General features: G+C 74.7%; 26 protein-coding genes. 11 read left to right on the top strand and 15 right to left on the bottom strand.

From position 1 onward, the window contains the following. Positions 1 to 40: 40 nt before the first annotated feature. From IQ279_RS13035 to IQ279_RS13010, 6 genes are all read right to left on the bottom strand, one after another. Complete coding sequence (locus IQ279_RS13035) at positions 41 to 805, bottom strand: spherulation-specific family 4 protein (RefSeq protein ID WP_206348681.1); 765 nt, start codon at positions 803 to 805, stop codon at positions 41 to 43. Further along, a complete protein-coding gene (locus tag IQ279_RS13030) occupies positions 793 to 1,713 on the bottom strand; it encodes an NAD-dependent epimerase/dehydratase family protein (RefSeq protein ID WP_206348679.1) in 921 nt (306 codons plus the stop codon). Before IQ279_RS13030 ends, IQ279_RS13035 begins: the two co-directional genes overlap by 13 nt. Before the next feature lie 145 nt (positions 1,714 to 1,858). Then, positions 1,859 to 3,124 carry a hypothetical protein gene (locus IQ279_RS13025; protein ID WP_206348729.1) on the bottom strand — a complete coding sequence of 422 codons (1,266 nt, stop codon included), beginning with the start codon at positions 3,122 to 3,124 and terminating at the stop codon, positions 1,859 to 1,861. Beyond that, positions 3,121 to 4,932 (bottom strand): DUF3492 domain-containing protein, encoded by a 1,812-nt coding sequence (locus tag IQ279_RS13020; RefSeq protein ID WP_206348677.1) that lies wholly within the window; start codon positions 4,930 to 4,932, stop codon positions 3,121 to 3,123. The genes IQ279_RS13025 and IQ279_RS13020 overlap by 4 nt, the downstream gene beginning before the upstream one ends. A gap of 185 nt (positions 4,933 to 5,117) precedes the next feature. Beyond that, positions 5,118 to 6,488, bottom strand: a complete 1,371-nt coding sequence (locus IQ279_RS13015; protein WP_307792333.1) for a DUF3152 domain-containing protein — start codon at positions 6,486 to 6,488, stop codon at positions 5,118 to 5,120. A 6-nt stretch (positions 6,489 to 6,494) separates the two neighbouring features. Beyond that, entirely contained in the window at positions 6,495 to 7,460 is a 966-nt protein-coding gene (locus IQ279_RS13010) for an alpha/beta fold hydrolase (RefSeq protein WP_206348675.1), read from the bottom strand. Positions 7,461 to 7,582: 122 nt separating this feature from the next. Between IQ279_RS13010 and IQ279_RS13005 the strand changes: the two genes are divergently transcribed. The 4 genes from IQ279_RS13005 (at position 7,583) to IQ279_RS12990 (ending at position 9,568) form a co-directional block, all read left to right on the top strand. Continuing rightward, the gene (locus IQ279_RS13005; protein WP_206348673.1) at positions 7,583 to 7,819 is read left to right on the top strand and encodes an Rv3202a family protein; all 237 of its coding nucleotides are present in this window, start codon (positions 7,583 to 7,585) and stop codon (positions 7,817 to 7,819) included. Positions 7,820 to 8,025: 206 nt separating this feature from the next. Then, the gene (locus tag IQ279_RS13000; protein WP_206348671.1) at positions 8,026 to 8,652 is read left to right on the top strand and encodes a TetR/AcrR family transcriptional regulator; all 627 of its coding nucleotides are present in this window, start codon (positions 8,026 to 8,028) and stop codon (positions 8,650 to 8,652) included. A gap of 172 nt (positions 8,653 to 8,824) precedes the next feature. After that, complete coding sequence (locus IQ279_RS12995) at positions 8,825 to 9,052, top strand: DUF3107 domain-containing protein (protein ID WP_093661275.1); 228 nt, start codon at positions 8,825 to 8,827, stop codon at positions 9,050 to 9,052. Between the two features lie 237 nt (positions 9,053 to 9,289). Further along, on the top strand, positions 9,290 to 9,568 hold the full coding sequence (locus tag IQ279_RS12990) for a hypothetical protein (protein WP_206348669.1): 279 nt from the start codon (positions 9,290 to 9,292) through the stop codon (positions 9,566 to 9,568). Positions 9,569 to 9,616: 48 nt separating this feature from the next. Here the strand turns inward: IQ279_RS12990 and IQ279_RS12985 are convergent, their stop codons facing one another. After that, the gene (locus IQ279_RS12985) at positions 9,617 to 10,390 is read right to left on the bottom strand and encodes a ferritin-like fold-containing protein (protein WP_206348667.1); all 774 of its coding nucleotides are present in this window, start codon (positions 10,388 to 10,390) and stop codon (positions 9,617 to 9,619) included. 579 nt (positions 10,391 to 10,969) lie between these two features. Between IQ279_RS12985 and IQ279_RS12980 the strand changes: the two genes are divergently transcribed. Then, positions 10,970 to 12,577: a DEAD/DEAH box helicase gene (locus IQ279_RS12980; protein WP_241028017.1), complete on the top strand. Its 1,608-nt coding sequence runs from the start codon at positions 10,970 to 10,972 to the stop codon at positions 12,575 to 12,577. Between the two features lie 142 nt (positions 12,578 to 12,719). Next, on the top strand, positions 12,720 to 13,670 hold the full coding sequence (locus tag IQ279_RS12975) for an alpha/beta fold hydrolase (RefSeq protein WP_206348663.1): 951 nt from the start codon (positions 12,720 to 12,722) through the stop codon (positions 13,668 to 13,670). A 1-nt stretch (position 13,671) separates the two neighbouring features. Here IQ279_RS12975 and IQ279_RS12970 read toward each other — a convergent pair whose 3' ends face one another. From IQ279_RS12970 to IQ279_RS12955, 4 genes are all read right to left on the bottom strand, one after another. After that, positions 13,672 to 14,280: a MarC family protein gene (locus tag IQ279_RS12970; protein WP_093847891.1), complete on the bottom strand. Its 609-nt coding sequence runs from the start codon at positions 14,278 to 14,280 to the stop codon at positions 13,672 to 13,674. Between the two features lie 53 nt (positions 14,281 to 14,333). Further along, complete coding sequence (locus IQ279_RS12965) at positions 14,334 to 15,179, bottom strand: PHP domain-containing protein (protein WP_206348661.1); 846 nt, start codon at positions 15,177 to 15,179, stop codon at positions 14,334 to 14,336. 105 nt (positions 15,180 to 15,284) lie between these two features. Next, positions 15,285 to 15,935 (bottom strand): DUF6758 family protein, encoded by a 651-nt coding sequence (locus IQ279_RS12960; RefSeq protein ID WP_206348659.1) that lies wholly within the window; start codon positions 15,933 to 15,935, stop codon positions 15,285 to 15,287. 80 nt (positions 15,936 to 16,015) lie between these two features. Further along, positions 16,016 to 16,627 carry a suppressor of fused domain protein gene (locus IQ279_RS12955; protein ID WP_206348657.1) on the bottom strand — a complete coding sequence of 204 codons (612 nt, stop codon included), beginning with the start codon at positions 16,625 to 16,627 and terminating at the stop codon, positions 16,016 to 16,018. Between the two features lie 485 nt (positions 16,628 to 17,112). Between IQ279_RS12955 and IQ279_RS12950 the strand changes: the two genes are divergently transcribed. Continuing rightward, entirely contained in the window at positions 17,113 to 18,282 is a 1,170-nt protein-coding gene (locus tag IQ279_RS12950; RefSeq protein WP_206348655.1) for a magnesium and cobalt transport protein CorA, read from the top strand. A 76-nt stretch (positions 18,283 to 18,358) separates the two neighbouring features. Here IQ279_RS12950 and IQ279_RS12945 read toward each other — a convergent pair whose 3' ends face one another. Continuing rightward, positions 18,359 to 19,306 (bottom strand): DMT family transporter, encoded by a 948-nt coding sequence (locus IQ279_RS12945; protein WP_372445126.1) that lies wholly within the window; start codon positions 19,304 to 19,306, stop codon positions 18,359 to 18,361. 214 nt (positions 19,307 to 19,520) lie between these two features. Here IQ279_RS12945 and IQ279_RS12940 point away from each other — a divergent pair, with 214 nt between their 5' ends. Beyond that, complete coding sequence (locus IQ279_RS12940) at positions 19,521 to 20,102, top strand: hypothetical protein (RefSeq protein WP_206348651.1); 582 nt, start codon at positions 19,521 to 19,523, stop codon at positions 20,100 to 20,102. A 71-nt stretch (positions 20,103 to 20,173) separates the two neighbouring features. On the opposite strand, the gene IQ279_RS12935 is transcribed toward IQ279_RS12940, so the two are convergent. Beyond that, positions 20,174 to 20,899 (bottom strand): hypothetical protein, encoded by a 726-nt coding sequence (locus tag IQ279_RS12935; RefSeq protein ID WP_307792332.1) that lies wholly within the window; start codon positions 20,897 to 20,899, stop codon positions 20,174 to 20,176. Positions 20,900 to 21,205: 306 nt separating this feature from the next. On the opposite strand from IQ279_RS12935, the gene IQ279_RS12930 reads away from it, so the two are divergent. The 3 genes from IQ279_RS12930 to IQ279_RS12920 all read left to right on the top strand — a co-directional run bounded on the left by IQ279_RS12930 (position 21,206) and on the right by IQ279_RS12920 (position 24,396). Beyond that, positions 21,206 to 22,519, top strand: a complete 1,314-nt coding sequence (locus IQ279_RS12930; RefSeq protein ID WP_206348647.1) for a magnesium transporter MgtE N-terminal domain-containing protein — start codon at positions 21,206 to 21,208, stop codon at positions 22,517 to 22,519. Between the two features lie 19 nt (positions 22,520 to 22,538). Further along, positions 22,539 to 23,084 carry a DUF1003 domain-containing protein gene (locus IQ279_RS12925; RefSeq protein WP_206348726.1) on the top strand — a complete coding sequence of 182 codons (546 nt, stop codon included), beginning with the start codon at positions 22,539 to 22,541 and terminating at the stop codon, positions 23,082 to 23,084. A 145-nt stretch (positions 23,085 to 23,229) separates the two neighbouring features. Beyond that, positions 23,230 to 24,396, top strand: a complete 1,167-nt coding sequence (locus IQ279_RS12920; RefSeq protein ID WP_206348645.1) for an Mrp/NBP35 family ATP-binding protein — start codon at positions 23,230 to 23,232, stop codon at positions 24,394 to 24,396. A gap of 73 nt (positions 24,397 to 24,469) precedes the next feature. Here IQ279_RS12920 and IQ279_RS12915 read toward each other — a convergent pair whose 3' ends face one another. Beyond that, on the bottom strand, positions 24,470 to 25,111 hold the full coding sequence (locus tag IQ279_RS12915; protein WP_206348642.1) for a hypothetical protein: 642 nt from the start codon (positions 25,109 to 25,111) through the stop codon (positions 24,470 to 24,472). Positions 25,112 to 25,283: 172 nt separating this feature from the next. Continuing rightward, positions 25,284 to 25,757, bottom strand: a complete 474-nt coding sequence (locus tag IQ279_RS12910) for a sec-independent translocase (RefSeq protein ID WP_206348640.1) — start codon at positions 25,755 to 25,757, stop codon at positions 25,284 to 25,286. Positions 25,758 to 25,771: the final 14 nt, after the last annotated feature.

The following is a 25,771-nucleotide window of genomic DNA, read 5'->3' as shown; positions in this document are numbered from 1 at the left end:
GTGGACGGTTGTTCCTTCCGCAACACTGCCACGCCCTATCTCATTCCGAGACACCCGGTCCGAGACGCGAGACGATTTCGTCCCAGTAACCGGGCATGGCCTCCCAGGGGTCCACGGCCTCGCCCCGGCGCCCGCGGCGGGTGCGGTCGGTGAACCAGACGGTGCCCGCGCCCTGCCAGCGCGCGATGCGCACGGCCTCCTCCAGATGGGTGCGCGGCACCCCGTGCACCAGATGGCAGAAGCGTTCCGGCGAGTGGTCCGCCGTCCACTCGGCCACCTGCGACCAGCGGTAGTCGGACCACGACCCGGAGAACGTCACGAGCTGGTCGCCCACCTCCGCGTAGCCGGGGAAGGGGTGGGTGCCGTGCCCGAGGACGATGTGGGCGTCCCCGCCCAGGGCGCGCAGCGCGGCCGTCACCCGGCTCACCTCCGGCAGGGCGGCCCGGTCGCCCGGGCAGCGGCCGAGGTGGAAGCCGTCCACCCCGTACCAGTCCAGGAAGCGGTGCGCGTCGTGGACCAGCGGGCCGAAGTCGCGAGTGCCGTGCCGCAGGTCCAGATGGCCCAGCACGCGCACTCCGGCCTCGCGCAGCCCGGTGACGGCCGCCGCGCAGTACGGGTCGGAGCGCTCCCCCGGCCCGCGCGCCACGTTGAGCACCGCCCAGTGCACCGGTGCGCCCGGCCGGGTCAGCTCGGCCCACTCCACGGGCGCCACCATCGGGTGCGCGTAACCGGGCACCCCGACGCCGAGCCGGCCGGGCACTCCGGCGGCCGGTCTGCGCCGGCCGGAACTGGTCAGATACGGCATGCCGCCTCCATCCAGATGTCCGCGAGCGACTCCTCCAGTCCGATCCGGGGCCGCCACCCGAGCCGGTCGCGCGCGCTGCGCACGTCCGCCTGCTGCCAGGGGCCGCAGCCGTCGGGGTACGGGGGCACCTGCGGGCCGCCGCCGGCCGGGGGCTGCTCGTCCATCTCGTGCACCGCGCCGGTGTGGCCGGCCACCCTGCCCAGCACGGAGACCACCTCACGCAGCCGCACCGCGCGGCCGGAGCCGATGTTGACCACGCCCTGGGCGGCCGACAGGGCGGCGGCGTGCACCGCCCGGGCCACGTCCCGCACGTCCACGAAGTCGCGCTGGACGGCCAGCCCGGCCAGTCTGAGCTCGCCCTCGCCCTGCTGCATCACCCGGCGCATCGCCTCCGCCAGCCGCCCCAGCGGCGAACCGGTGGGGGTGCCGGGGCCCACCGGGGAGAAGACGCGCAGCACGATGGCGTCCAGCCCGGAGCCCAGCACCAGCTCGCTGGCGGCGAGCTTGCTGACACCGTACGGGCTGCCGGGCCGCGGCACCGCGTCCTCCCCGGTGGAGGAGCCGGCCGGAGAGGGCCCGTACTCGGCGGCACAGCCCAGATGGACCAGCCGGGCCCCGCAGCCGCTGCGGCGCAGCGACTCGCAGACGGTGGCGGCGGCCACGGTGTTGTGCCGGATCAGGTCACGTGCGCCGCCGCGGGTGGCGCCGGCGCAGTTGACGACGACTCCGGGGTGGACGGCGTCCAGGAAGCGGGTGAGCGCTCCGGGGCTGCCGGTGGACAGGTCGAAGCGGACGTCGGCGTCGTCTCCCCGGCCCAGGGCGGTGAGCTGGACGGCGGGGTCGGCGAGCAGGCGGTCGGCCACGTGGCGGCCGAGGTATCCGTTCGCACCGATCAACAGCACTCTCATCGGACGTCCTCCCGTACTGCTGCGGTGACGCCGGTGGCGCTCGGAACGGTCATCGGGTGTGCTCCTTGGTCGGTGGTGCGCGGCGCGCGAGGGTGTGTGCGCCGCGGGAAGGGGTCGGGTGGGGCGGGAGGGGGCCAGGGCCGGGTCACGGCTCCTCCCGGTGGTGGGCGGACGCGCCGGTGAGGCGGGAGGCGGCGAACACCGACAGGGCCAGGGCCGCGCAGGCGCAGGCCGCGGCGGGTACGGCCGCCGGCCCCCAGGCGGTGGCCGGCGCCGCCACGAGGCGGCCCGGAAGCGCCAGGCCCAGGTGGCCGGAGGCCGCCGCCGCGGCGAGTGCCGCGGCCTCCAGTACGCAGGCCGCGACGACGCCTCCCGCTGCGGCGGCCGGGAAGCCGTGGGCGGACAGCAGCAGGGCCGTGAACAGCAGGATGCCCAGCGCGGCCGCCTCGGCGATCCGCGCGCCCTCCGGTCCGGTCACTGCGGCGGTCACGGCGGCGGACGGGCCGCCGGTGAGGCCTCCGGTGAGACCGCCGTCCACGGCCGCGTGCGCGACGGCCAGCACCGTGAGCTGGGCGACCGTGAACAGCGCGACGGCGGCGGCGAGCAGCGGACGCGTCCGGGCCGCGAACTCCTCCAGGCCGCGGCTGGTGCCCAGCCGCCGCCTCGCCCGCCCGGCGAACCAGCGTGCGCACCACACGGCGGGCGCGACGGCCAGCGCCAGGCCCAGCGGCACGCACCACTCGCCCGGGAAGGCGTCCGCCGCGGGCGAGCGGCCGTCCAGCGCCCAGGCCAGGGGAAGACCGCCGGCCAGTGCGTGCCCGGTCAGCAGGCAGCCGCCCAGCACGGCGGTCCGGTTCAGGCCCGTACCGCGCAGGCACAGCCGCACGGACAGCAGGACGAGCAGGACTCCGGCCGCGCCGGCGGCGGCACGGGCGGGTGCCGGGAGGCCGGCGGTGAGGGCGTGTGCGGCCGGCGCCGCCGCGCACAGCCCGCCGGGCAGCAGGGGGAGCAGCGCGGTTCCCGCCGGGTGCGCCCCTCCGGCCCCCCGGCCGCTGCGGGAGGGCCGGGCGGCGGGCGCCTCGCCCCCGGGCCGCCCGGTGCCGGGGCCGTACGCCTCCCGGGCCTCGTCCGCTCCGCCTGCTCCGCGGGGCCCGCCGCTTTCTCGTGCTCCGCCGCCTCCGCGGGCGCCGCCGGTCTCGTCCGCGCGGGGGGTGCGCGCGTACAGCTCCTCGGAGAGCGAGAACACGTCCCGGTGCCGGTAGCGCGCCGCGGTGCGGTCGGTGATCCCGTGCGCCTCCAGGGCCGCGGCGATCTCCAGCGGGTCCACGGCCCGCGCGCACAGCTCCCGGTGGCGGTGCAGCAGCGAGCGCACGGGGTCGGCGGGCCGGCGCGGGTACGGCGGGGCGCTCACCGGCTCCCCCTGCCCTGCCCGGCGGGCACGCCCGCCGCGGCCGTACGGGCCCAGCTCGGGGCGCGGGCCGGACGTCCGGCGGAGCGGGCGGCCGCGGGGGCCGCGGGCGCGGTCACGGCGGGAGCCGCGGGCGCGGTCCAGCGGCCGGGGAGGCTGGCCTCGGGCGGCCGGGCGAACGGCAGCGCGGCGACGGCCGGGCCGTCGGGCAGCGGGCGCTGTGAGAGCAGCTCCAGATAGACGCCGCGGAACGCCGCGACGTTCTGCTCCGCGGTGAACAGCTCCTGCGCCCGGGCCCGCGCCGCGGCGCCCAGCCTGGCTCGGCGGGCCGGGTCGCGCAGCAGGGCCGTGCAGGCCTCCGCCAGGGCGCGGGGGTTGCGCGGCGGCACCACGAGCCCCGTGCCGCCGATGACCTCGCACACCGCGCCGACGTCCGTGGAGACCGTGGCGCGGCCGGCGAGCATCGCCTCGACCAGCGGGACCGGGAAGCCCTCCACCACGCTGGAGAGCACCGTGACGTCGGCGGCGGCGTAGGCGTCGGCGAGGCGGGGAAGCGCGGAACCACCGATCCGCGCGAAGCAGACCGGGTTCTCCCCGACGCTGAGGGGGCCGGCGGCCTCGTCGGGGAAGAGCTGCGCGGCCAGCGCCCGGCAGTGCGCCAGGTACCGGGCCGACTCCGGGTCCTCCTCCGGAGCCGGGCCGCCGGGCCGTTCGGCGATCAGCAGCCGGGTGCCGGGCACCGCCCTGCGGACCTCGGCGAAGGCGTGCAGCAGGCCGACCAGATCCCTGGCGGGACCGGTCCGCCCGACCCACACCAGCACCGGATCCGGCCCGGAGCGTCCCGCGTCCTCCTCGATCCCGGTCAGCTCCGGCGCGTCCATGCCCGGGTAGACCGTGCGCAGTCTCCCGCGCTCCGCCCCGCACCTCTCCTGCCAGCGCCGGGCGTGGAGGTTGCCGGAGGTGACGATCTCGGCGCGGCGGTACGCCTCGCGCGCCAGGTTCCCGTGGAAGGAGGCGAGCAGAGCGCGCACCGGTGCGCTCACGGCGTCCGGCGCGACGGCGTGCGCGGCGCTGGCGAGGTAGTGCTCGCGCAGCCGCACGCCGTACTCGGTCACCAGCAGGGGGGTGCCGAAGAGGCGCCGGGCCAGCAGACCGGGGAGCGCGGCGGGACCGGCACCCACCGCGTGGCAGACGTCCGCGGCCGCGAGCCCGCGAGTCTCCCCGGCCCCGTACCAGTCCAGCGACAGGGGCCGCAGCGCCCTCTCCAACTGCTCGGCGACCGTGAGCAGGTCGGCCGGTGTCGCGGAGCGCGCGGCCCGCAGCGCGCCGGGGGCGCGGCACGCCACCTCCAGCAGCCGGACCGCCTGCTCGGAGCGGAGGGCCGCGGCGAGTCCGCCGTGCTCCCGCGCCAGGTCGGCCAGCCCGTGGAGGCCGTCGGCGAAACGGTCCGCCTCTGCGGCGGCCCCTCCGCCCCCGGCCGCCGCGCCTTCCGTTCCCCCGCCGTACGCACCTGCGCAGACCGCGCGGGCCAGCTCCGCGAAGTGCTCACCGAAGCGGCGCCCGAGGCGGCGCCCGTATCCGCTCCGGTGCCCCCCGCCCCCGGGAGCGGGGCCCCACAGCGGGGCGGTGCGCACCCTCCGGACGTTCTCCGGCAGCGCGGGCCAGGAACCCTCCCTGTGCCGCTCGTCGCGGCCGAGCGCGTGGACCTCGAAGTCGTGGCCGCCCAGGCCGCGCACCAGCCGGTCGCACCACGCGTACGAGTCACCGCGCGGATAGGGATAGCCACCTTCCGTGAGCAGTGCGATGCGCACCTGTCCACCCCCGTTCCTCCTCCGGGCCACCGACCGTCGCCGTGGCGTCGCGGGAAGACGTTATGCGCGAGGCGGGGCGGCGCGGCGGACGGTTGTCCGTCACACCACCGGAAGGGGTGAACTACCGTGACTTTCGAAGCGATTGAACGTTCGGTCGTCTACCGCGGGCCGGAGCCGAAGGGCCGTCAGGCGTCGGGGAAGGGCCAGGCGTTGGGCCGGCAGGTCGCCCCGCCCACCGTCAGGTACTTCGTCTGCTGCATCATCACCGGCGCCAGGGCGCCTTCCTCCGGGCAGTTCACATGGCCCTTGCCGAGCCGGTGGCCCACCTCGTGGTTGATGAGCATCTCCCGGTACTCCCGGATCCGGTCCGGCCCGAAGGTCTCCGCACCGCGCGCCCACCGGTAGGCGTTGATCATGACGCGCTCGGTCGAGGCCGAGTCGCACGAGACGTTGTCGACCGTGGTGTCCAGGCCCGATCTGGCGCACCACTTCGCGGTGGTGGGGGGAGATGCGAGCGTGATCACGAAGACCGGGTCGCCCCCCTCGGACTTCTCGGACTTCCCCGGTTCGCCGGAGACCCGCTCGAAGGTGCGGGCGCCCCCGTGGCTCCAGCTCCGCTCGTCGTTGAGGGTGCGGTGGACGGCCTCGGCGAACAGCTCCCCGTCCAGCGGCAGCCCGTCCTCGACGTCGACCCGGTAGCGGACGACCTCCCCCTCGCCGGACGCCTCGTCCCGCCCCGCGACGGCGGTGAGCCGCCCGGATCCCTTGAAGTCCGGGGCCAGGTCGTACAGCCGCTCCATCCGCTCGCCGTAGGAGGCCCGCGTCCCGGACGGGGCCTTCCCCCCGTCCGCTCCGCCCGAGGGGGCGGGCCGGGTCTCGAACCGGGAGGCGTCCGGGGCGTCCTCGCGCTGGGCCTCGCCGCCGGCCCGCAACTGGCGGTCCATGCCGCTTCGGCCGTCGGCGACCTGTCCGGCCACCACGACGGCCAGCACGGTGGTCACGGCAGCCGCCGCGACCCCGGTGAAGGCCCGGCCGCGCCCACCGCGCCCGCTAGGCGCACCGTGTGCGCCGCGTCCGTCCCGGCCGCCGTCACCGTCCTCGCCGTCCGTCTCACCCGGCCGGGGGGTACCGGCCGGCCGGCCGGCCTCCGCCGAGGGCTCCGGCCCGGACTCGTCCGCGCGCGGTGCACCCGGCGAGCCGAAGACGCCGTCGTCGAACGCCTCGACGTACTCGCGCCGCGGCATCCGTCCCGTGCCGTAGACCGTCTCCCGCGGCGGTCCGGCGGGCCCGCGCCCGGCGCCCGGGGCGGGTGGCCGCCGCGGCGGCAGACCCCAGCCGCCGCCCGGTTCGCGCTGCTCGGGGTGGCCGCCGCGGACCGGTGGTACACCGCGCCGGCCTGCGGTACGCCCCTCGGACTGGGGGTACGGCGGAGCCTGCGCCGGACGGGGACGCGGGGTCTCCTCCGGGACCGCCGGCCCGGCCGCGGGCCGCTGCCCGGTGACCATGGCCGTCGGCTTGCCGCTGCCCGGCCGGCCCCGGCGACTGTGACGTCCCACGACTCGTCAACCCCTGCCCGTATCGGTTTCTCCCAGCAGACCCCTGAAGGCGTCCCCCACCGCCTCCGGATATTCCATCATCGCCACGTGCCCGGCGTCGGGAAGCGCCAGCAGCCGCGATTCGCGGAACGCGGCGGCGGCCCTGCGCGCCATGCGGAACGAGACCAGCAGGTCCCGCCCGCCGTAGACCAGCAGCGTCGGCGCCAGCACCCGCTCGGCCTGGCGCCACAGCGCGTGCTGGCCGCCGAGGGTGTAGGCGTTCACCAGGCCGCGCGCGGACCGGGAGAGCGAGTCCCAGAAGTACGGCAGCGCCAGGCGGCGCTCGTACTCCGCCACGGCCGCCTCGAGCTCCTCCCGCGACACCGCCGCCGGATCGCCGTAGCACAGCGCCAGGAGCTCCCGGGTGCGCCGCTCGGCCGTCCAGTGACGGGTCATCCGCCCGAAGAGCCTGGTGGCCCCGGGCACCGCCAGCAGGGCTGTGGGCACCGCGGTGCGCTGCGGACGCAGTTCGGGCAGGGCGGGCGAGACGAGGGTGAGGGTGCGCACCAGGTCGGACCGGACCGCCGCGACCCGGGTGGCGACCGCGCCGCCCAGGGAGTTGCCGAACAGGTGCACCGGCCCGCGCCCGGAGAAGTCGAGGTAGCGGATGACGGCGCGCGCGTGCCCGGAGACCGAGTAGTCGCCGTCGTCGGGCGGCGGCGAGTGACCGAAGCCCGGCAGGTCGACCGCCTCGCCGTCGACCTCGTCGGCCAGCTCCCGCATCAGCGAGGACCAGTTCAGGGAGGACCCGCCCAGACCGTGGACGTACAGCGCGGCGGGCAGCCCCGGGCGCCGGCCCGGCCGCCCGCGCACCGACAGGGTCAGGCCGGGCAGTGACACGGATCTGTGCGTCTCGCCCTCCCCGGCGCGCGACCGGCCCGAAGGGGGGACCTCGAACGGGGTCGCCGCCTGTGGCCGCTCGGTCGATGACATGGGGCAATGTTACGAGACGATCACTGCCGCTCTCACGTGTTCGGGGTCACACCTTCCCGTCCCCCGTAATTCCCCTCTCCCGGACTCGTGTGGGACCCCCTCAGCCTGGAAAGAGGATCGTCATGTCTGTTGACCCCACCGATCCCGACACCTTCGACCGGTTCGACGACGAGGACGGCAGGCCCGCGGCCGAGCGGTTCGGAGTCGAGGCTCCCGAGGCGGACGCGGCCGAACAGCACGCGGAGGTCCTGCCCCGCGGGAACGCGCGGCTGCCGGCCGCCGGCTCACCGGAGGTGAACCCCGCGGACGCCGCCGAGCAGGCACGTGTCGTCGAACTCGACGAGGACGATTACCGCTAAACCACGACATCGCGCGTTCGGGACGCGGATTTCTGTGCCCGCCGGACGCACAGAAGGTTTACCCAAAAGTACGATGGCGGGCGCAGCGCACCCCGCGCGCGGAAGTACCGACGACCTCTCTCCGGATCCCCGGGCCCCCGGACCCCCTCGGGGCTCGGTCCGGGCCCTGCCCGGGAGGCGTTCCAGGGAGACCCCAGGAGGCGAGCGTGACAGCCATCGAGCAGACCGAGGCACGCCCGCGTGGCACACGGCTGCCACGCCGGGCCCGACGCAACCAGTTGCTCGGTGCGGCGCAGGAGGTGTTCGTCGCCCAGGGCTACCACGCCGCGGCCATGGACGACATCGCCGAACGCGCGGGTGTCAGCAAGCCGGTGCTGTACCAGCACTTCCCCGGCAAGCTCGACCTGTACCTGGCCCTGCTCGACCAGCACTGCGAGGCGCTGGTCCAGTCGGTGCGCGCGGCACTGGCCTCGACCTCGGACAACAAGCACCGGGTCGCGGCGACGATGGACGCCTACTTCGCGTACGTGGAGGACGAGGGCGGGGCCTTCCGCCTCGTCTTCGAGTCCGACCTGACCAACGAGCCCGAGGTCCGCAACCGGGTGGACAAGGTCAGCCTGGACTGCGCCGAGGCGGTCAGCGAGGTGATCTCCGAGGACACCGACCTGCCTCCGGACCAGGCGATGCTGCTGGCCGTCGGGCTGTGCGGCATGGCGCAGATCACCGCTCGGTACTGGCTGAGCGCCGGGCAGAAGGTCCCGCGCGACACCGCCACCAAACTCATCTCGTCGCTCTCCTGGCGGGGCATCGCGGGCTTCCCGATGCACGGCTGAGCCCGGCCGCCCACGGCGTGCGGCCGCCCGGTGTTCGCTGTCGGCGTGCGGTCGCGGGCGGCCCACCGTCCCCGCGAGGGCTAATGTTGCTGGCATGACGGCGCGGCCCGCCCGCGCACCCCTCCCCGGCTCGGCCAGGGAGAATCACCAACCGTTCGGAAGGGACATAGCCGTGGAGGTCAAGATCGGCGTGCAGCACGCGCCCCGCGAGATCGTTCTGGAGAGCGGGCAGACGGCCGAGGAGATCGAGCGCACCGTCGCCGAGGCGCTGACCGGTAAGTCGCAGCTGCTCAGCCTGGTGGACGAGCACGGTCGCCGGGTGGTCGTCCCGGCCGACCGGCTGGCCTACGTGGACATCGGCGAGCCCAGCGGCCGCAAGGTGGGCTTCGGGGCCCTGTAGGGACCCGCAGGGACCCGCAGGGACCCGCGAGGGGCTTCGGTGAAGCTCCGCGGGGCTCTGGGGCCCGGTGAGGAGACCACCGGCCGCGAGGCCGGCGCGAGCGGCGCAGTGAGCAGCGCGCGGAGGGCCGGGCGGGATTCCGCCCGGCCCTCCGCGTCCTTTCCGTTTCGCACTCGGGGCGCCCTGGGTAGGACCGAGTAGCCCGATGCGCACCCCACCGGCCCGCGGGAGGACCCAATGCTCTGGGAAGTGCTCGGCTCGGCGCTCGTCGGTCTCGCCGTCGCCCTCGTCGCCGGCCGCCGTTTCGCGGACCGGTTCCGCGACAGGTCCCTGGTTCTGGTCACCGGGCCCGCGGCCGCCTTCTGCGGCGGCGTGATCACACGTGTGGTGCTGGGCCCCGGATACGCGCTTCCCACCCTCGTGGTCGCCGCCCTGGTCGCGGTGGCCCTGCTGTCCCTGCTGGTCCGCCCCCGCGGCGGTCCGGCGGCCGGCCGGCCTCACGTGGGCGCGGTCTGAGGCGGCGCGGCCGGGGCGCGCCCCACCGCACCCGGCGGGGCGCACACGTCAGGCCGCCAGCCCCAGCGCGGCCATGCGCTTGGTGTGCGCCTCGGTGATCCGCGAGAACATCCGGCCGACCTCGGCCAGGTCGAATCCCGCGGTGACCCCGCCGACCAGCATCATCGACAGCGCGTCGCGCTCGGCGACCACCCGCTGGGCCTGCGACAGCGCCTCGCCCATCAGACGGCGGGCCCACAGGGCGAGCCTGCCGCCGACCCGGGGGTCGGCCTCGATGGCCCCGCGCACCTTCTCCACCGCGAAGCCGGAGTGCCCGGTGTCGTCCAGCACGCCCAGCACCAGGGCCCGGGTGTCGGAGTCGAGGCGGGCGGCGACCTCCCGGTAGAAGTCGGAGGCGATCGAGTCGCCGACGTATGCCTTGATCAGACCCTCCAGCCAGTCCGACGGCGCGGTCTGGCGGTGGAACTCGTCCAGCGCGGCGGCGAACGGCTCCATCGCCGCCGCTGGGTCCTCGCCGATCTCCGCGAGCCGGCCGCGCAGCCGCTCGAAGTGCTGGAACTCCGCCGACGCCATGGAGGCCAGCTCCGCCTTGTCCACCAGGGTCGGGGCCAGTTTGGCGTCCTCCGCGAGCCGTTCGAACGCGGCCAGTTCCCCATAGGCCAGCGCGCCCAGCAGGTCCACGACCGCCGCCCGGTACTGGGGGTCGGCCGAGGCCGATGCCCAGTCCTGGACGGTGGTCCCCTCGGTGTCCTCGGCTCCTGCGGCCCTCTCGGCGCTCCCGGTTCCCTCGGGGCCGGCGGGGGATGTGTCAGACGTCTCCATGCCGGGCACAATAGCCCGCCGCCAGGCCGTCCGACCTGCCCGGGAGGCGTCCGGCGCGGTCCGGCGCCGCCTTGGCGGCGGCCTTCTGCGGAGATCGGCCGGGCGCGGATGCGGGATCAGGGGGTACAGTGATATTGGGCCCGCTTCCTGACAGCGGGTTCTGCGCATACTGTGTTATCCGGGCCCCGGGGACGTTCTCCGGGCCCGTAACGGATGCCCGGTCGGTGGCCCGATCGGCTCCGACACGACCGCCCTCCACGTGGGCCGTATGCGGAGTGCCGGCTGTGGACACACGCAGCCGGGCGTTCCGCACGGGCCACGGTGAGGGGCCCGCTCGCGCGGTACGAGCGCTTGAGCGAGAGCCCGGGTCCTGCGCCGCGAGGCCGCCCGACAGGCAGCCGGCGTCCGGCGCGGTACGACCCACCCCGCTCCCCCGGGGTGCGCCCTCGCTCCCCCGTCCCGCGTCTCACGGAAGAGGCAAGCATCCTGACCACCACATTCCGAGAGCTCGGGATCCTTCCCGAGACCGCCGAGGCGCTGGAAGCCGTCGGCATCACGTCCCCGTTCCCCATCCAGGAGATGACCCTCCCGGTCGCACTGTCCGGCTCGGACGTCATCGGCCAGGCCAAGACCGGCACCGGCAAGACCCTCGGCTTCGGCCTGCCGCTCCTGGAGTCCGTCGTCGTCCCCGCCGACGTCGACGCCGGCCGGGCCGCACCGGACCAGCTGACCGACGCCCCGCAGGCGCTCGTGGTCGTCCCCACCCGCGAGCTGTGCCAGCAGGTCACCAACGACCTCCTGACCGCGGGCAAGGTCCGCAACGTCCGGGTGCTGGCGATCTACGGCGGCCGCGCCTACGAGCCCCAGGTCGAGGCGCTGAAGAAGGGCGTCGACGTGGTCGTCGGCACCCCCGGCCGTCTCCTGGACCTGGCCGGCCAGCGCAAGCTGAGCCTGGCGCACATCCGCGCCCTGGTGCTGGACGAGGCCGACGAGATGCTCGACCTCGGCTTCCTGCCGGACGTCGAGAAGATCATCCAGCAGCTGCCCGTCAAGCGGCAGACGATGCTGTTCTCCGCGACCATGCCGGGGCAGGTCATCTCCCTGGCCCGGCGCTACATGTCGCAGCCCACCCACATCCGCGCCACCGCGCCCGACGACGAGGGCGCGACGGTGGCCAACACCGCGCAGCACGTCTTCCGGGCGCACTCGCTGGACAAGGTGGAGATGGTCTCCCGGATCCTGCAGGCCGACGGCCGCGGACTGGCGATGATCTTCTGCCGCACCAAGCGGACGGCCGCCGATGTGGCCGACCAGCTCTCGCGCCGCGGTTTCGCCGCGGGCGCGGTGCACGGCGACCTCGGCCAGGGGGCGCGCGAGCAGGCGCTGCGCGCCTTCCGCAACGGCAAGATCGACGTGCTCGTCTGCACCGACGTCGCCGCCCGCGGCATCGACGTCGAAGGTGTCACGCATGTGATCAACTACCAGACGCCGGAGGACGAGAAGACCTATCTGCACCGCATCGGCCGCACCGGCCGCGCGGGCAACACGGGTACGGCCGTCACCCTCGTCGACTGGGACGACATCCCGCGCTGGCAGCTGATCAACAAGGCGCTCGTCCTGGACTTCAACGACCCGCCGGAGACGTACTCCACCTCCCCGCACCTGCACGAGGCGCTGGGCATCCCCGAGGGCACCAAGGGGATACTGCCGCGCACCGAGCGCACCCGTGCCGGGCTCGCGGCCGAGGAGGTCGAGGACCTGGGCGAGACCGGGGGACGCGGCAGGGGCCGCGGCCGCGGGGCCTCGGCCCCCGCCGCCGAGGAGCCCGCGCCGCGCACCCGCACCCCGCGCCGGCGCCGCCGTACCCGCGCCGGCCAGAGCCTGGAGCACCCCGGCGCCGACGCCGCGGCCTCACCGGCCGGTGAGGCGGAGGACTCCGGTGCGCCGGCTGACGCCCCGGGCGAGGTCCGCAGGCCGCGCCGCCGCCGTCGCACCCGCGCCGGTGCCGGTGCCGCTCCCCAGGCAGGCCGGGACGCCGAGGCCCCGGCCGCGCAGGGCGGCGAGGGCGTTCCCGCGGACGGGCCGGGGGACTCCTCCGGTGAGGCCCGCAGGCCGCGCCGCCGCCGTCGTACCCGCGGCGGAACCGGTGCCCGCCCGGCGGCCACGGAGGCCGCCCCGGAGAGCTGACGGGTGCGCGGCGGCGTACACAGCCGCCGCACGCCCGTGATCATGACGGCGCCCGCCCCCGCCGCATCCGCGGCGGGGGCGGGCGCCGTCATGGCCGCGGGCGCACTCATGGGCGCGGGCGGAGGGCCGCTAGCCTCGCCTCATGAGCAAGCCGCCGACCCTGACCCTGCCCCCCGGCGCCCGGGCGTACCGTCTGAAGACCGCTCGCGGCGAGTTCGCCGTGCACGACGCGGGTGAGCCGCGCGCCGGTACGGCCCTGCTGGTGCCCGGGTTCACCGGCAGCAAGGAGGACTTCATCGCCCTGCTCGCCCCGCTGGCCCGCGCGGGCTTCCGCGTGGTGGCCGTGGACGGCCGCGGGCAGTACGAGAGCGAGGGGCCGCGCGAGCTCGGCGCGTACGCCCAGGACGAACTGGCCATGGACGTGCTGGCCCAGGCGGAGGCGCTCGGCGGGGGCGCCGGGAAAGCCGGGGGCGTCCATCTGCTGGGGCACTCCCTGGGCGGGCTGATCGCCCGCGCCGCCGTGCTGCGGGACGCGGCCCCCTTCCGCTCGCTGACGATCATGAGCTCCGGACCCGCCGCCATCACGCATCTCCAGCAGGAGCGCACCAGGATGCTGATCGAGGCGCTGGCGGTGCTGGACATGGAGTCGGTGTGGCGGGCGATGCGCGATCTGGACCCGCCGGAGGCCGCGGACGAGGCCACCGACACGGCGGTGGCCGGGTTCCTGCACCGCCGCTGGCTGGCCACCGTCCCCGAGCAGCTCGTCGCCACCGGCCGCCAGCTGCTGACCGAGCCGGACCGGGTCGGGGCGCTGGCGGCCGTGCCGCTGCCCAAGCACGTGCTGTCGGGCGAGGTGGACTACGCCTGGCCGGTGCCGCTGATGGACGAGATGGCGCGACGGCTGGACGCCCGGCGCACGGTGGTGGCGGGCGCCGAGCACTCGCCGGGTGCCGAGCGCCCGGGGGAGACGGCCCGGGCGCTGGCCGCCTTCTGGCACGACCGCGGAAGCCGGGCGGGAACCGGGGCCGGGGAAGGGGCCGGAGCCGGAGGAGAGGCCGGGGAAGGAGCCGGAACCGGTTCCGGCCAGGCCTGACTCAGCCGCCGCCCTGGATGAACCGCGTGACCCCGTTGGCGATCTGCTGGACCGCGATCGCCGACAGCAGCATCCCCGACAGCCGGGTCACCAGGACCACGCCGCCGTCCTTGATGACGCGGATGATCAGCAGCGAGTACCGCATCACCAGCCACAGCACGATGTGCAGCGCGGCGATGGCCGTCCACACCGCGGCGTGGTCGGCCGGCCCGTCCGCCCGCTGCACGGCCAGGATGACGGAGACGATCGCGCCGGGCCCGGCCAGCAGGGGCATGCCCAGCGGCACCAGCGCGGCGTTGACGTCCTTGGTCTGGGTGGGCTCCTCCGCCCTGCCGGTGAGCAGGTCCAGGGCGACCAGCAGCAGCAGGAGACCGCCCGCGACCATCAGCGCGGGGATCGACACGTGCAGGTAGTCCAGGATCTGCTGCCCCAGCAGGCCGAAGACGGCGATCACCCCGAAGGCGACGGCGGTGGCCTGCAGCGCCATCCTGCGCTGGACCTTGACCGGGCGTCCGGAGGAGAGGGCGAGGAAGATCGGGATGATGCCGGGCGGGTCCATGATCACGAAAAGTGTGACAAAGACGGATCCGAAGAGGGCGACGTCGAACACGGTGCTGCCTTGCGTGAGGTGCGCGGTGCGCGCGGTGGTGATCTGAGGGCGGTTCAGGCGGAGACGGGTGCCGCGCCTGATCCGCGGGCGGCGATCTCGGCGTAGACGTCCGGATCGGTGGTGTACTCCCCCAGCCGGCAGGTCTTGCGGCTGCCGTGGTAGTCGCTGGAGCCGGTGGCCAGCAGACCGAGGTCGCGGGCCATGCCCCGCAGCCGCTCGCGGGCCGCGGTGTCGTGGTCCATGTGGTCCACCTCGATGCCGTCGAGTCCGGCTGCGGCCAGTTCCGCGACGGCGCTCTCCGGCACGCACCGCCCGCGCTTGACGGCCAGGGGGTGTGCGAAGACCGAGACACCGCCGGCGCCCTTGATCAGCCGGACCGCCTCGAACGGGTCCAGTTCGTGCTTGCCGACGTAGGCGCGGCCGCCGTCGGCGATCCACTCGGCGGTGAAGGCGTCGGAGACGGTCTCGACGACGCCCAGCTCCACCATCGCGCTCGCGATGTGAGGGCGGCCGACCGAGCCGTCCCCGGCGATCCCGGCGACCCGTTCCCAGGTGATCGGCACGCCAAGCTCGCGGAGCCTGGCGACCATGCCCTTCGCACGCGGCACCCGGTCGTCGCGGACGAGTTCGCGCTCACGTGCCAGCTCGGGCTCGTCCGGGTCGAACAGGTAGGCCAGCATGTGCAGGCTCACACCGTCCAGGCGGCAGGAGAGTTCCGCGCCGGGGACGAGGGTGAGGCCCGCGGGGAGGGCGGCGATCGCCTCGCCGTGTCCGGCGACCGTGTCGTGGTCGGTCAGCGCCACCACGTCCAGCCCGGCGGCGGAGGCGTTGCGCACCAGCTCGGCGGGGGTGTCGGTGCCGTCCGAAGCGGTGGAGTGGGTGTGCAGGTCTATGCGCACGGTACGTAGCTCCCACGGCGGACGGCTGAGGCGGACACTCCAGGGTAGAACAGACGCGCGCCCGGTCCGTCCCGCGTCCGCCTGCCGCCGGACCCCGAAGGCCGGTCAGGCCCCGGGCCGTGCGAGCAGCTGGGGGGAGAGCGCCCCGCACGGCACCAGCTCCACCTCGGCGCCCGCCTCCCGCAGGTCCGTGAGCACCAGCTCGTCGTACATCAGCATCCCGGACTGCTCGGGCCAGACGATCGCCCACAGCCACAGGCCGCGCGCCTCCCCCGCGAACACCGCGCGGTCCCCGGGAGCTTCGCCCACCAGCCACAGCGGGGTGGGCCGTCCGCCGGCCAGCACCTTCGCGTGCGGGGGCCGGTCCACGTCGATCAGCGGGCCGGGGTCGGGGCCGGGCACTCCGGCGTAGCGCGCCCCGAGCCCGACGCCCAGTTCCTCGGCGACCAGGAGCAGTTCGCCGGGGCCGCCGAGCGGGCCGGGACCGGAGCAGGCCACGGCCGTGGCGCGGCCGCCGCTGCGGTCGTCGCCCGCGTAGGCGATCCCGGTGAACAGCCAGCCGATCGGCAGGGGCCAGGGCACCCACACCGGGACCTGGGCTCTGTGGAGGACCACGCCGAGCGCCTCGACGCTCGGTGGGAGGACCGGCTGCAGCGGATGGACCGCGCCGTGCACGTCGCACTGCCAGGAGTCGGTGAAGAGACCGGGCGCCCTGACACGGCCGCCGCACTTCGGGCAACTGGGTTCGCCCCTCATGAGCCCCACGGTCCTCCCCGGAAAGCCGCGCGTCAAGGACGATCACCCGTACGGATCGGGCGCGTCCCTGACAGGCCGGCTCAGTCCGTCAGGGGCACGGACGACCGCCGCGGATCGCGCAGGTCGGTGCCGCGGGCCAGCCAGCGTTCCTGGAGTTCGGCCGCGCCGTGCACCCGCTTCCAGGCCGCCTCGTTGGGCGTCATCGGCAGCAGGGGGAGGAAGCGCACCGGCTCCATCGGCGGATCGAGTTCCAGATCCTCCACCAGACCCCCGGGCTCGGCGACCAGCACGGAGGTGAAGGGGGCGCCCGGCCACAGCGGCTCGCCCACGTCCAGCGAGGCGCCGGGGGCCACGACCACGCCCTCGACCTGGGGGGAGGCGGCGAGCACGGCGAGCGGGCGCAGCGCCTTGTCGGTGTCGGCCGCCCCGGCGCGCACCGTCAGCACCAGCTCGGCGCGGGGCCCCCGTTCGGGGTCGGCGAGCATGTCGGAGGGGTCGGCCATGGGGGCCGCGGACATCCCCAGGGTGGCGTAGCGCACCAGACCGCTTCCGCCGCCGGGGCCCTCCCCGGTGGCGGGGAAGCGCAGCACCTCGATCCGGTCGGCGCCCAGGAAGGTCACCGCCGCCCGCGCGTCGGGTTCTCCCAGGACGCTGCGCAGCCGGGCCTCGACCAGTTCCAGAACGTGTGCCATACGGCGAGCATAGATCGTGTATTGATCAGGCAAAGAGGGTACGCGTCGGCCCCGGAACGGGACGGGCGGGCGCCCGCGAGTGCTACCGTTGACCGCTGGTCAAGGCGTGTACACGGATTTCCCCCAGCGGGGACCGGCCGGAGGAGGTGGGGCTGCGATGGATCCGAGTCGACCGTGCAGTACCAGCCGCTCTTCCGCACGGCAGCCACGTCCCCTTGCCTGAGGGCCTTCCTCCCCCCACCGCCGGGCGGTGAAACCCTGGAAGTCCCCTTCTTTTCCTCCTGCGGACCGGCTTCGCGGAAGAGCGCGTGAATCCCCTGCTCGACCGACGTTCTCAGCGAATGCCGCCTGTGCGTACGGTCCCGCGTGGTGCCCGCTTTGCAGACCTCCGGCCCGTGGACTTCCCGTCCTCCGGCCCCGTAGGCCCCCATTCCGGGCAGCGCTGCGCCCGTTCACCGGCGGCTCGGCACGCGAAGGAGCCCAGCATGTCGATGATCCGTGACCTGCGCGCCGCGGTCCGCCCCGCCCTGCGCCGGGGCGGCCGCTCCGCCTACCCCTACGCCCACGGCGGCCCCGTCGCCGACACCACCGCGACCAGCGCGGTGGTGGACTGCGCCGTCTACCGGGACGGCCGCCGCGAGTCGCGGCACATGACCCCGGCCGAGGCCCTGCGCTCCCTGCGCCACCGCGAGCCGGGGGAAGCCCGGGGACAGCAGGGCCGGCAGGACGGTCGGGGCGGCGGGGCGTTCGTGTGGATCGGCCTGCACGAGCCCACCGAGCGTGAGTTCTCCGGCATCGCCCGCGAGTTCGGCCTGCACCCGCTCGCCGTGGAGGACGCGGTGCACGCGCACCAGCGGCCGAAGCTGGAGCGGTACGACGACTCCCTGTTCACCGTCTTCAAGACGATCCACTACGTCGGGCACACCGAACCGACCGACTCCGGCGAGGTGGTGGAGACCGGTGAGGTGATGTGCTTCACCGGCCGGGACTACGTCATCACCGTCCGGCACGGCGGCCAGGGCTCGCTGCGCACCCTGCGCCACCGGCTGGAGGACGACCCCGGGCTGCTGGCCAAGGGGCCCTCGGCCGTGCTGCACGCCATCGCCGACCAGGTGGTGGACGGATACCTGGCGGTCGCCGACGCGGTGCAGGACGACATCGACGAGGTGGAGATCCAGGTCTTCTCCGAGAGCGCGGGCAGGGGCCGCCGGGGCCGCGACGCCGGGCGGATCTACCAGCTCAAGCGCGAGGTGCTGGAGTTCAAGCGGGCGGTCTCGCCGCTGCTGCGGCCGATGCAGCTGCTGAGCGAGCGGCCGATGCGGCTGGTCGACCCCGACATCCAGAAGTACTTCCGCGACGTGGCCGACCATCTGACCCGGGTCAACGAGCAGGTGCTCTCCTTCGACGACCTGCTCAACTCCATCCTCCAGGCGAACCTGGCCCAGGCGACGGTCGCGCAGAACGAGGACATGCGCAAGATCACCTCGTGGGCGGCGATCTTCGCCGTCCCGACGATGATCGCCGGGATCTACGGCATGAACTTCGAGTACATGCCGGAACTCCAGTGGCGTTACGGCTACCCGGCCGTCATGACCGTGATCGTCGGGATCTGCTACGCCATCCACCGCGGCTTCAAGCGCAACGGCTGGCTGTAGGGCCCGTCGGCCCGCAGGTCTCGGAAGGTCGGGAACGGGAAGGGCGGGAGCGGGAAGGGCGGGAGCGGACGGTGCGTCAGGCCCGCGCGCCGCGCGCGGGCCCGGCGTTGCCCCGGACCACCAGGGCCAGGCCGAGCAGGATCACCGCCAGCGCACCGTAGACGGCCGCCGGCGGGTTCTGGCCCAGCCAGAGCGCCGCGATCAGCGCCGCGCCCGGTGTCTCCAGCAGGATCGCGGTGGAGGTGACCGACGGTCCCAGTCCGCGCACCACCCGGTTGAGCAGCGAGTGGCCCAGCAGTTGCGCGGTGACGGTGAGGACGGCGAGCTTGATCCAGGTCTCGCCGCTGTAGCCGCCGAGGTCGGCGCCGAAGACCAGGCAGGCGGCCAGCAGCAGCACGGAGGTGGTGGTGTAGCAGACGTAGGTGTACGCGGTCGTGGAGACCGTGCGGCGCACCTCCGCCCCCAGCAGGACGTATCCGGCCGCCGCCATGCCGCCGCCCAGCGCCAGGGCGTCGCCCGCCAGCGCCCGCGGCGAGAGCGACAGGTCGACCCCGGTGAGGATCACCACTCCGGCGAAGGCGACCGCCGTGCCCGCCCAGACCAGGCCGGGCGAGCTCCGGCCGCGCAGCCGCAGCAGCAGGGTGGTCCAGATCGGGGTGGTGGTGACCAGCGCGGTCGAGGAGGCGACCGAGGTCATGTGGAGGCTGGGCAGCCACAGTGCGAAGTGCAGCGCGAGCAGCGCCCCGGCGGCGGCGGCCAGCAGCACGTTGCGGCGCCCCATGGCGCGCAGCCCGGCCCGGTGGCGGACGAGGGCCAGCGGAGTGAGGACGCCTACCGCCATGGCGTTGCGCCAGAAGGCGATGGCCAGGGCCGGGGCGGCGGTGGCCGCGATCAGGGGCGCGGACAGGGAGATGCCGGACACCGCGACCGCCAGCAGGAACAGGTCCAGGCCGGTGCCCGGACCTCCCGCCACGGTTCCGTCTGCCTGTCGGGGCGCGGCGGTACGGGTCCTGACGGCGCGCACGGGGCTCCTCTCCGGGGCTGCTGGGGTCCGAGCCGGGGCTTCCGGGGCCCGGGTTCGGAGCGCGAAACGGGTCGGGGCGCTGTGTCGGCCGCGCCGCCGGCCACCAGCGTAAGGCGCGTGACCATGACGCGGTACTGACCGTCCGGCTGTCGGGACCGCCCCGGGAACACGGCACGCACGGTGCGGGCGCCGGGCGCGGCGGTAGGGTCGTCCCATGGCCGATCCGTCCGTTCCCGCCGACTCCCGGACGTCCCGGGCGCCCCTGTCCGTGTCCGACCGGGCGCTGATCGAGGAGTCGGCGAAGAAGTCCGCGCTGGTGTGGGTGCGCGGCCCCCGGGGGCCGCAGCGCGCGCTGTGGCACGTCTGGCACGACGGCGCCGTGCACCTGGTGGGCGACGGTCCCGCGGAACAGCCGCTGGAGCCCCTGGGGCTCGCCGACGGCGCCACCTCCACGGTCTCGGTGCGCAGCAAGGACAAGGGCGGGCTGCTGGCCGTCTGGCCCGCCCGGGTGGTGGAGCTGCCGCCGGGCGGCGAACAGTGGCGGGAGGCGGTGGCCGGGCTGGCGGGCAAGCGGCTCAACGCGCCGGACGCCACGACGATCGCCGAGCGCTGGGCCCGCGAGTGCCGTGTGCTGAGGCTGGAACCGGCCGGGCCGCTTCGGGAAGGACCCGGCTCCATGGCGGAGGACCTGCGTGCCGCCGTCCCACCGCCGTCGCCGGCGACCACGCGCCGCCCGGCCCCGGCCGCGCTGCCGAGACTGCTGCGCCGCGGCCGGCCGGGGAGGAAGGGCCGGTAGGGGCCGGCGGGGAGCACCGGGGCGCCGGGGGAATGAGCCGACGGGAAGGAACCGGGCGGGAGGCCCGGACGTCACTCGGCCGCCGAGATCTTCTTGCCGTAGTCGACGATCTGGTCCTTCTCCGGGGCCCGCAGGGTGAACTCCTTGTCCCACTCCAGCATCTGGACCACGCCCGCGTCTCCGCCGCGCTCCAGCCGCAGCGGGTACGGCGTGCCGATCAGCGAGACGCTGAGTATCCCGCCGTCGCCCTCGGCGGCCCGCACCTCGACCGTCCGCACGCCGTCGACCTCGCCGTGCTCCCCGGTCCCGCGCTCGCCGTTCAGGTTGAGCAGCCCGTCCAGCAGCACGTCCTTGTCCGTGAATCCGCTGAGCTGCTTGTAGGCGGGGTCGCCGGGCGGCACCTTGACGTACTTGCCCTCCAGCTTGTGGGCCGCCGCGAGGTCGGCCTCGTCCGGCTTCTCGCCGTCCTTTCCCTGGTCGGCCCAGAAGTCGGCGTTCGCCTTGAGGTAGAGGTCCTCTCCGACCCGCAGCAGCTCGAAGCGGGGGCCGCCCCTGGCCGAGACCTCGCCCAGGCCGCCGTCGTCCTTCAGCCGCATGTCCAGCCGGTAGGTGCGGCCCTTGCTGACCACACTGCCCGACAGCCGTACGGACCGCGCCGCACGGGCGGCCTTGCCGGCCCTCTTCTCGATCTCGGCGGCCGGAAGCCTGCCGACCCCGTTGGTCCCCTCGTTCGGGTCCTTCGAACCGCACCCCGTGAGCAGGGTCAGAAGGACCGCGCAGACCGCTCCCACCGACACGGCCTTACTCCGGGCGCGAACACCGTGGACCCACGCAGTCACGTCAGCTCTTCCTCCTGATGCCGGGGCAGGACGACGGCACCCTACCGGGGGCCTCGGAGCGGGTCGCGGGCGACCGTACGGCCGGTGCCGCCGCACGGGGCCGGCAGCGGTGCGCGTAGCCTGAAAACCGCATTCGGTTCACGTCCCACATGCGGGCATCCGGTCACACGCGGGTACACGGGCACACACACGGCAGGCACGGCGCGCACGGCGGGCGGGAGACCCGGCGCGCGCCGGACACGAGTGGGAAGCGGAGGATGGACCATGGTGCTGGGCGCCCAGCGGGTCTTCGTCTCGCACCTCTCCGGCGTGGCCGTCTTCGACCCCGTCGGGGACCAGGTCGGCCGGGTGCGGGACGTGGTGGCGATGCTGCGCGTCGGCGGGCGTCCGCCGCGCGTGCTCGGACTGGTCGTCGAGGTCGTCAGCCGGCGGCGGATCTTCCTTCCCATGACCCGGGTGACCGGCGTCGCGTCGGGACAGGTGATCACCACCGGCGTGGTCAACATGCGGCGCTTCGAGCAGCGGCCCACCGAGACGCTGGTCCTGGGCGAGCTGCTGGACCGCCAGGTGACGCTGGTCGAGACGGGTGAGAAGGTCACCGTGCTCGACATCGGCCTCACCCAGGTCCCCGGGCGCCGCGACTGGCTGATCGACAAGGTCTTCGTGCGCCGCGGCGGCGGCGGGCTGCGCCGGCGGCGGTCGGGCGAGACGCTGACCGCGGAGTGGTCGGCCGTGACCGGCCTGTCGCTGGAGGAGGAGGGGCAGGGCGCGGCCAACCTGCTGGCCACCTTCGAGCAGCTGCGCCCGGCCGACCTGGCCAACGTCCTGCACCACCTGTCGCCCAAGCGCCGGGCGGAGGTCGCCGCCGCGCTGGACGACGACCGGCTGGCGGACGTGCTGGAGGAGCTGCCCGACGACGACCAGGTGGAGATCCTCGGCAAGCTCAAGGAGGAGCGCGCCGCGGACGTGCTGGAGGCGATGGACCCCGACGACGCCGCCGACCTGCTGTCCGAGCTGCCGGAGGGCGACATGAACCGGCTCCTGGAGCTGATGGAGCCGCAGGACGCGGCCCCGGTGCGGCGGTTGCTGACGTACGAGGAGCACACCGCGGGCGGCATGATGACCACCGAGCCGATCGTGCTGCGGCCCGACGCCACGGTCGCCGACGCACTGGCCCGGGTGCGCGTGCAGGACCTCTCGGCCCCGCTGGCCGCCCAGGTGTACGTGTGCCGGCCGCCGGAGGAGACCCCGACGGGCAAGTACCTGGGACTGGTGCACTTCCAGCGGCTGCTGCGCGAACCGCCCGGCACCCTGGTCGGCTCGGTCGTGGACACCGACCTGCGGCCGCTGCCGCCAAACACCCCGCTGCCCACGCTGACCAGCTACCTGGCCGCGTACAACATCGTGTCGGTGCCGGTGGTGGACGAGAGCGGGTCGCTGCTGGGCGCCGTCACCGTCGACGACGTACTGGACCACCTGCTGCCCGACGACTGGCGGGAGGCCGCCGCCCGGGAGACGTTCGGAGTGCACGAGCCGATGGAGAGCCTGCGGGACGGCCGGGGGACCGCCGATGGGTGACAGGGAACGGGACGAGCGCATGGCGCGCAGGGAACGCGAGCGGAGCCTTCCGCCGGCCACCGGGCGCGCGGCCCGCACCAGGCTGGACCAGCCGATGGTGCCGCGCCGCAGCCCGCTGCCGGAGTACGACCCGGAGGCGTTCGGGCGGCTGTCGGAGCGGATCGCCCGCTTCCTGGGGACCGGGCGGTTCATCGTCTGGATGACGTTCACCATCGTGGTGTGGGTCGTCTGGAACATCGTGGCCCCGCCGGACCTGCGCTTCGACGAGTACCCGTTCATCTTCCTGACCCTGGCCCTGTCACTCCAGGCCTCGTACGCGGCCCCGCTGATCCTGCTGGCCCAGAACCGGCAGGACGACCGGGACCGGGTGAACCTGGAGCAGGACCGCAAGCGCGGCGAGCGCTCCATGGCCGACACCGAGTACCTCACCCGGGAGATCGCCGCGCTGCGGATGGGCATGGGCGAGGTCGCCACCCGGGACTGGATCCGCTCCGAGCTCCAGGACCTGCTCAAGGAGCTGGAGCAGCGCGGCGCCCTGGAGCCGCCGCCCGACCGCGAGCGGTGATCCGGTCCCGTACCCGGCGCGTCCGGGGCACGCGCCCCGCCCCGGCCCGGCGCCCCCGGGGCGGTGGACCGCGTCCCGGGAAGCGGTGACCCGCGTCTCATCCGCCGTCTTCGGTGCCGACGCCGGTGCGCCGTACCATCGGGGCATGGCTACTGACACGTCCGCGGCATCCAGCCCCGCCCCCACCGAGGACGCGGTCCGCGCCGCGCTCGCGACCGTCGACGACCCCGAGATCCACCGTCCGATCACCGATCTGGGCATGGTGAAGTCGGTGGAGATCGGCGACGGCGGCTCGGTCGCGGTCACGGTCTACCTGACGGTGTCCGGCTGCCCGATGCGCGAGACGATCACCGAGAACGTGACCCGGGCGGTCCGCGGTGTGGCGGGCGTCACGGATGTGACGGTCTCCCTGGACGTGATGAGCGACGAGCAGCGCCGCGAGCTGGCGGCCACGCTCCGCGGCGGGCAGGCCGAGCGGGAGATCCCGTTCGCCAGGCCCGGCTCCCTGACCCGCGTCTACGCGATCGCCTCCGGCAAGGGCGGCGTCGGCAAGTCCTCGGTGACGGTCAACCTGGCGGCGGCGATGGCGGCCGACGGTCTGAAGGTGGGCGTCGTGGACGCCGACATCTACGGCCACTCGGTGCCGCGCATGCTGGGGGCCGACGGCCGTCCCACCCAGGTCGAGAACATGATCATGCCGCCGTCCGCCAACGGCGTGAAGGTCATCTCGATCGGCATGTTCACCCCGGGCAACGCCCCGGTGGTGTGGCGCGGGCCGATGCTGCACCGCGCGCTCCAGCAGTTCCTGGCCGACGTCTACTGGGGCGACCTGGACGTGCTGCTGCTGGACCTGCCGCCGGGCACGGGCGACATCGCCATCTCGGTCGCGCAGCTCGTCCCCAACGCCGAGATCCTGGTGGTGACCACCCCGCAGCAGGCGGCCGCCGAGGTGGCCGAGCGCGCCGGGTCCATCGCGGTGCAGACCCACCAGAAGATCGTGGGCGTGGTCGAGAACATGTCCGGGCTGCCCTGCCCGCACTGCGACGAGATGGTGGACGTCTTCGGCACCGGCGGCGGCCAGCGCGTCGCCGACGGGCTGAGCCGGACCACCGGCACCACAGTGCCCGTGCTCGGCTCCATCCCGATCGACGTGCGGCTGCGCGAGGGCGGCGACGAGGGCAGGCCGGTCGTGCTGACCGACCCGGACTCCCCCGCGGGCTCGGCGATCCGCTCGGTCGCGGGCAAGCTGGGCGGGCGCCAGCGCGGGCTGGCGGGCATGTCGCTGGGAATCACCCCGCGCAACAAGTTCTGAAAGGCCCTACCGCGCACCTCCCCGTACGCCCGCGCACCCGGGCGGGCGTACGGGCGCCGGGGCGGGCGGGTGTTCAGCGCTCGTACTCGCCGAGGTCCTTGATCACCGAGAAGCCCAGCCCGTACGCGCTCATCCCCCGCCCGTAGGCGCCGATGTGCACGCCCTCGTGCGCGGGGCCGGCCAGCACCCACCCGTACTCCGACTCCCGGTAGCGGAAGTCGGTGGGGACGCCGTCGACCGGCAGCGAGAGGGTGGACCAGGCGGAGCCGCCCAGGTCGTCCGCCAGTTCCCAGGCGACCGCCGTCTGCTGGTCGAGCCAGCTCTGTCTGAGGCCGCGCTCCATCTGTGATGGCCAGGTGCATGACAGCAGCCCCGATCCGGCCAGCCAGGCGGCCGACGAGACCGAGGTGGCCTCCAGGACCCCCGTGCCGTCCGGACTGCTGCGCACCGGGCGGTCGGCGACCGTCACGACGACGGCGAAGCGCCGGCCCTCCGGACCGGACTCGGCCCGGAAGGAGGGCTCGTCCCCGTGGCCGGTCGAGCCGTGCTCGACCGTTCCGTCCGCGGCGGCTCCCACCCGCATCAGCCAGCGCGGGCCGGTGAAGGCCTCGTCGAGGCCGTACCAGGGGAAGCCGGCCATCAGGTAGCCGTCGACCACCCGGTCCGCCCCGGACGCGGGTGCGTCTCTCGGCCCTGCCCGGCCCGTCTTCTCCATCTGTGCGACGCCTCCTCGTGTGCCCCGTGTCGTGGGAGGCCCGCCCCCCTCGGACGGCCCGACCCCGGACACAGGGAGGATAGCCACCCTTGTGCGCCGAACCGGGCAGGACCGGCTGCGGAGTACGGGAGGTGGCCCTCCCGGTTCACCGGCGGGGCGGCCCCCGGCGGCCTCAGGTGGCGTCGGCGTCGTACGGCGGGGGGTCGGTCCTGGGCGACGGGGCGTCCTTGCGCAGATCGACCGCGGGCGACGGGCCGTCCTTGCGCAGACCGACCGCGGAGCCGCCCTCGGAGGAGGCGGACGGGCCGCCCGAGGTGATCTCCCTGCCGTTGACCGCGTCCGTGACCTCGGCGAGCTCCTGGCGCAGGTCGAAGCCGTTGCGGATCTCCTTCAGCCCCAGGTCCTCGTTCTCCAGCAGGTGCTTGCGCGCGAAGTTCCTGGGGTTGAGGTCCTCGAAGTCGAAGTCCTTGAACTCCGGTCCCAGTTCCCTGCGGATGTCGTCCCGGGCACTGTCGGAGAACTCCCGGACCTTGCGGATGAACCGCGCGGTGTCCTGGATCACCTTCGGCAGCTTCTCCGGACCGAAGACGAGGATCGCGAGGATGACGAGAGCGATCAGCTCGAGGGGTCCTATGTCGAAGAACACCGTTCAGCTCCCTC

It is taken from the genome of Streptomyces verrucosisporus (genome assembly GCF_017114865.1).
Taxonomy (GTDB): domain Bacteria; phylum Actinomycetota; class Actinomycetes; order Streptomycetales; family Streptomycetaceae; genus Streptomyces; species Streptomyces fenghuangensis.
The sequence above is the reverse complement of the archived record's forward strand: the minus strand, read 5'-3'. Positions and strand labels throughout refer to the sequence as shown.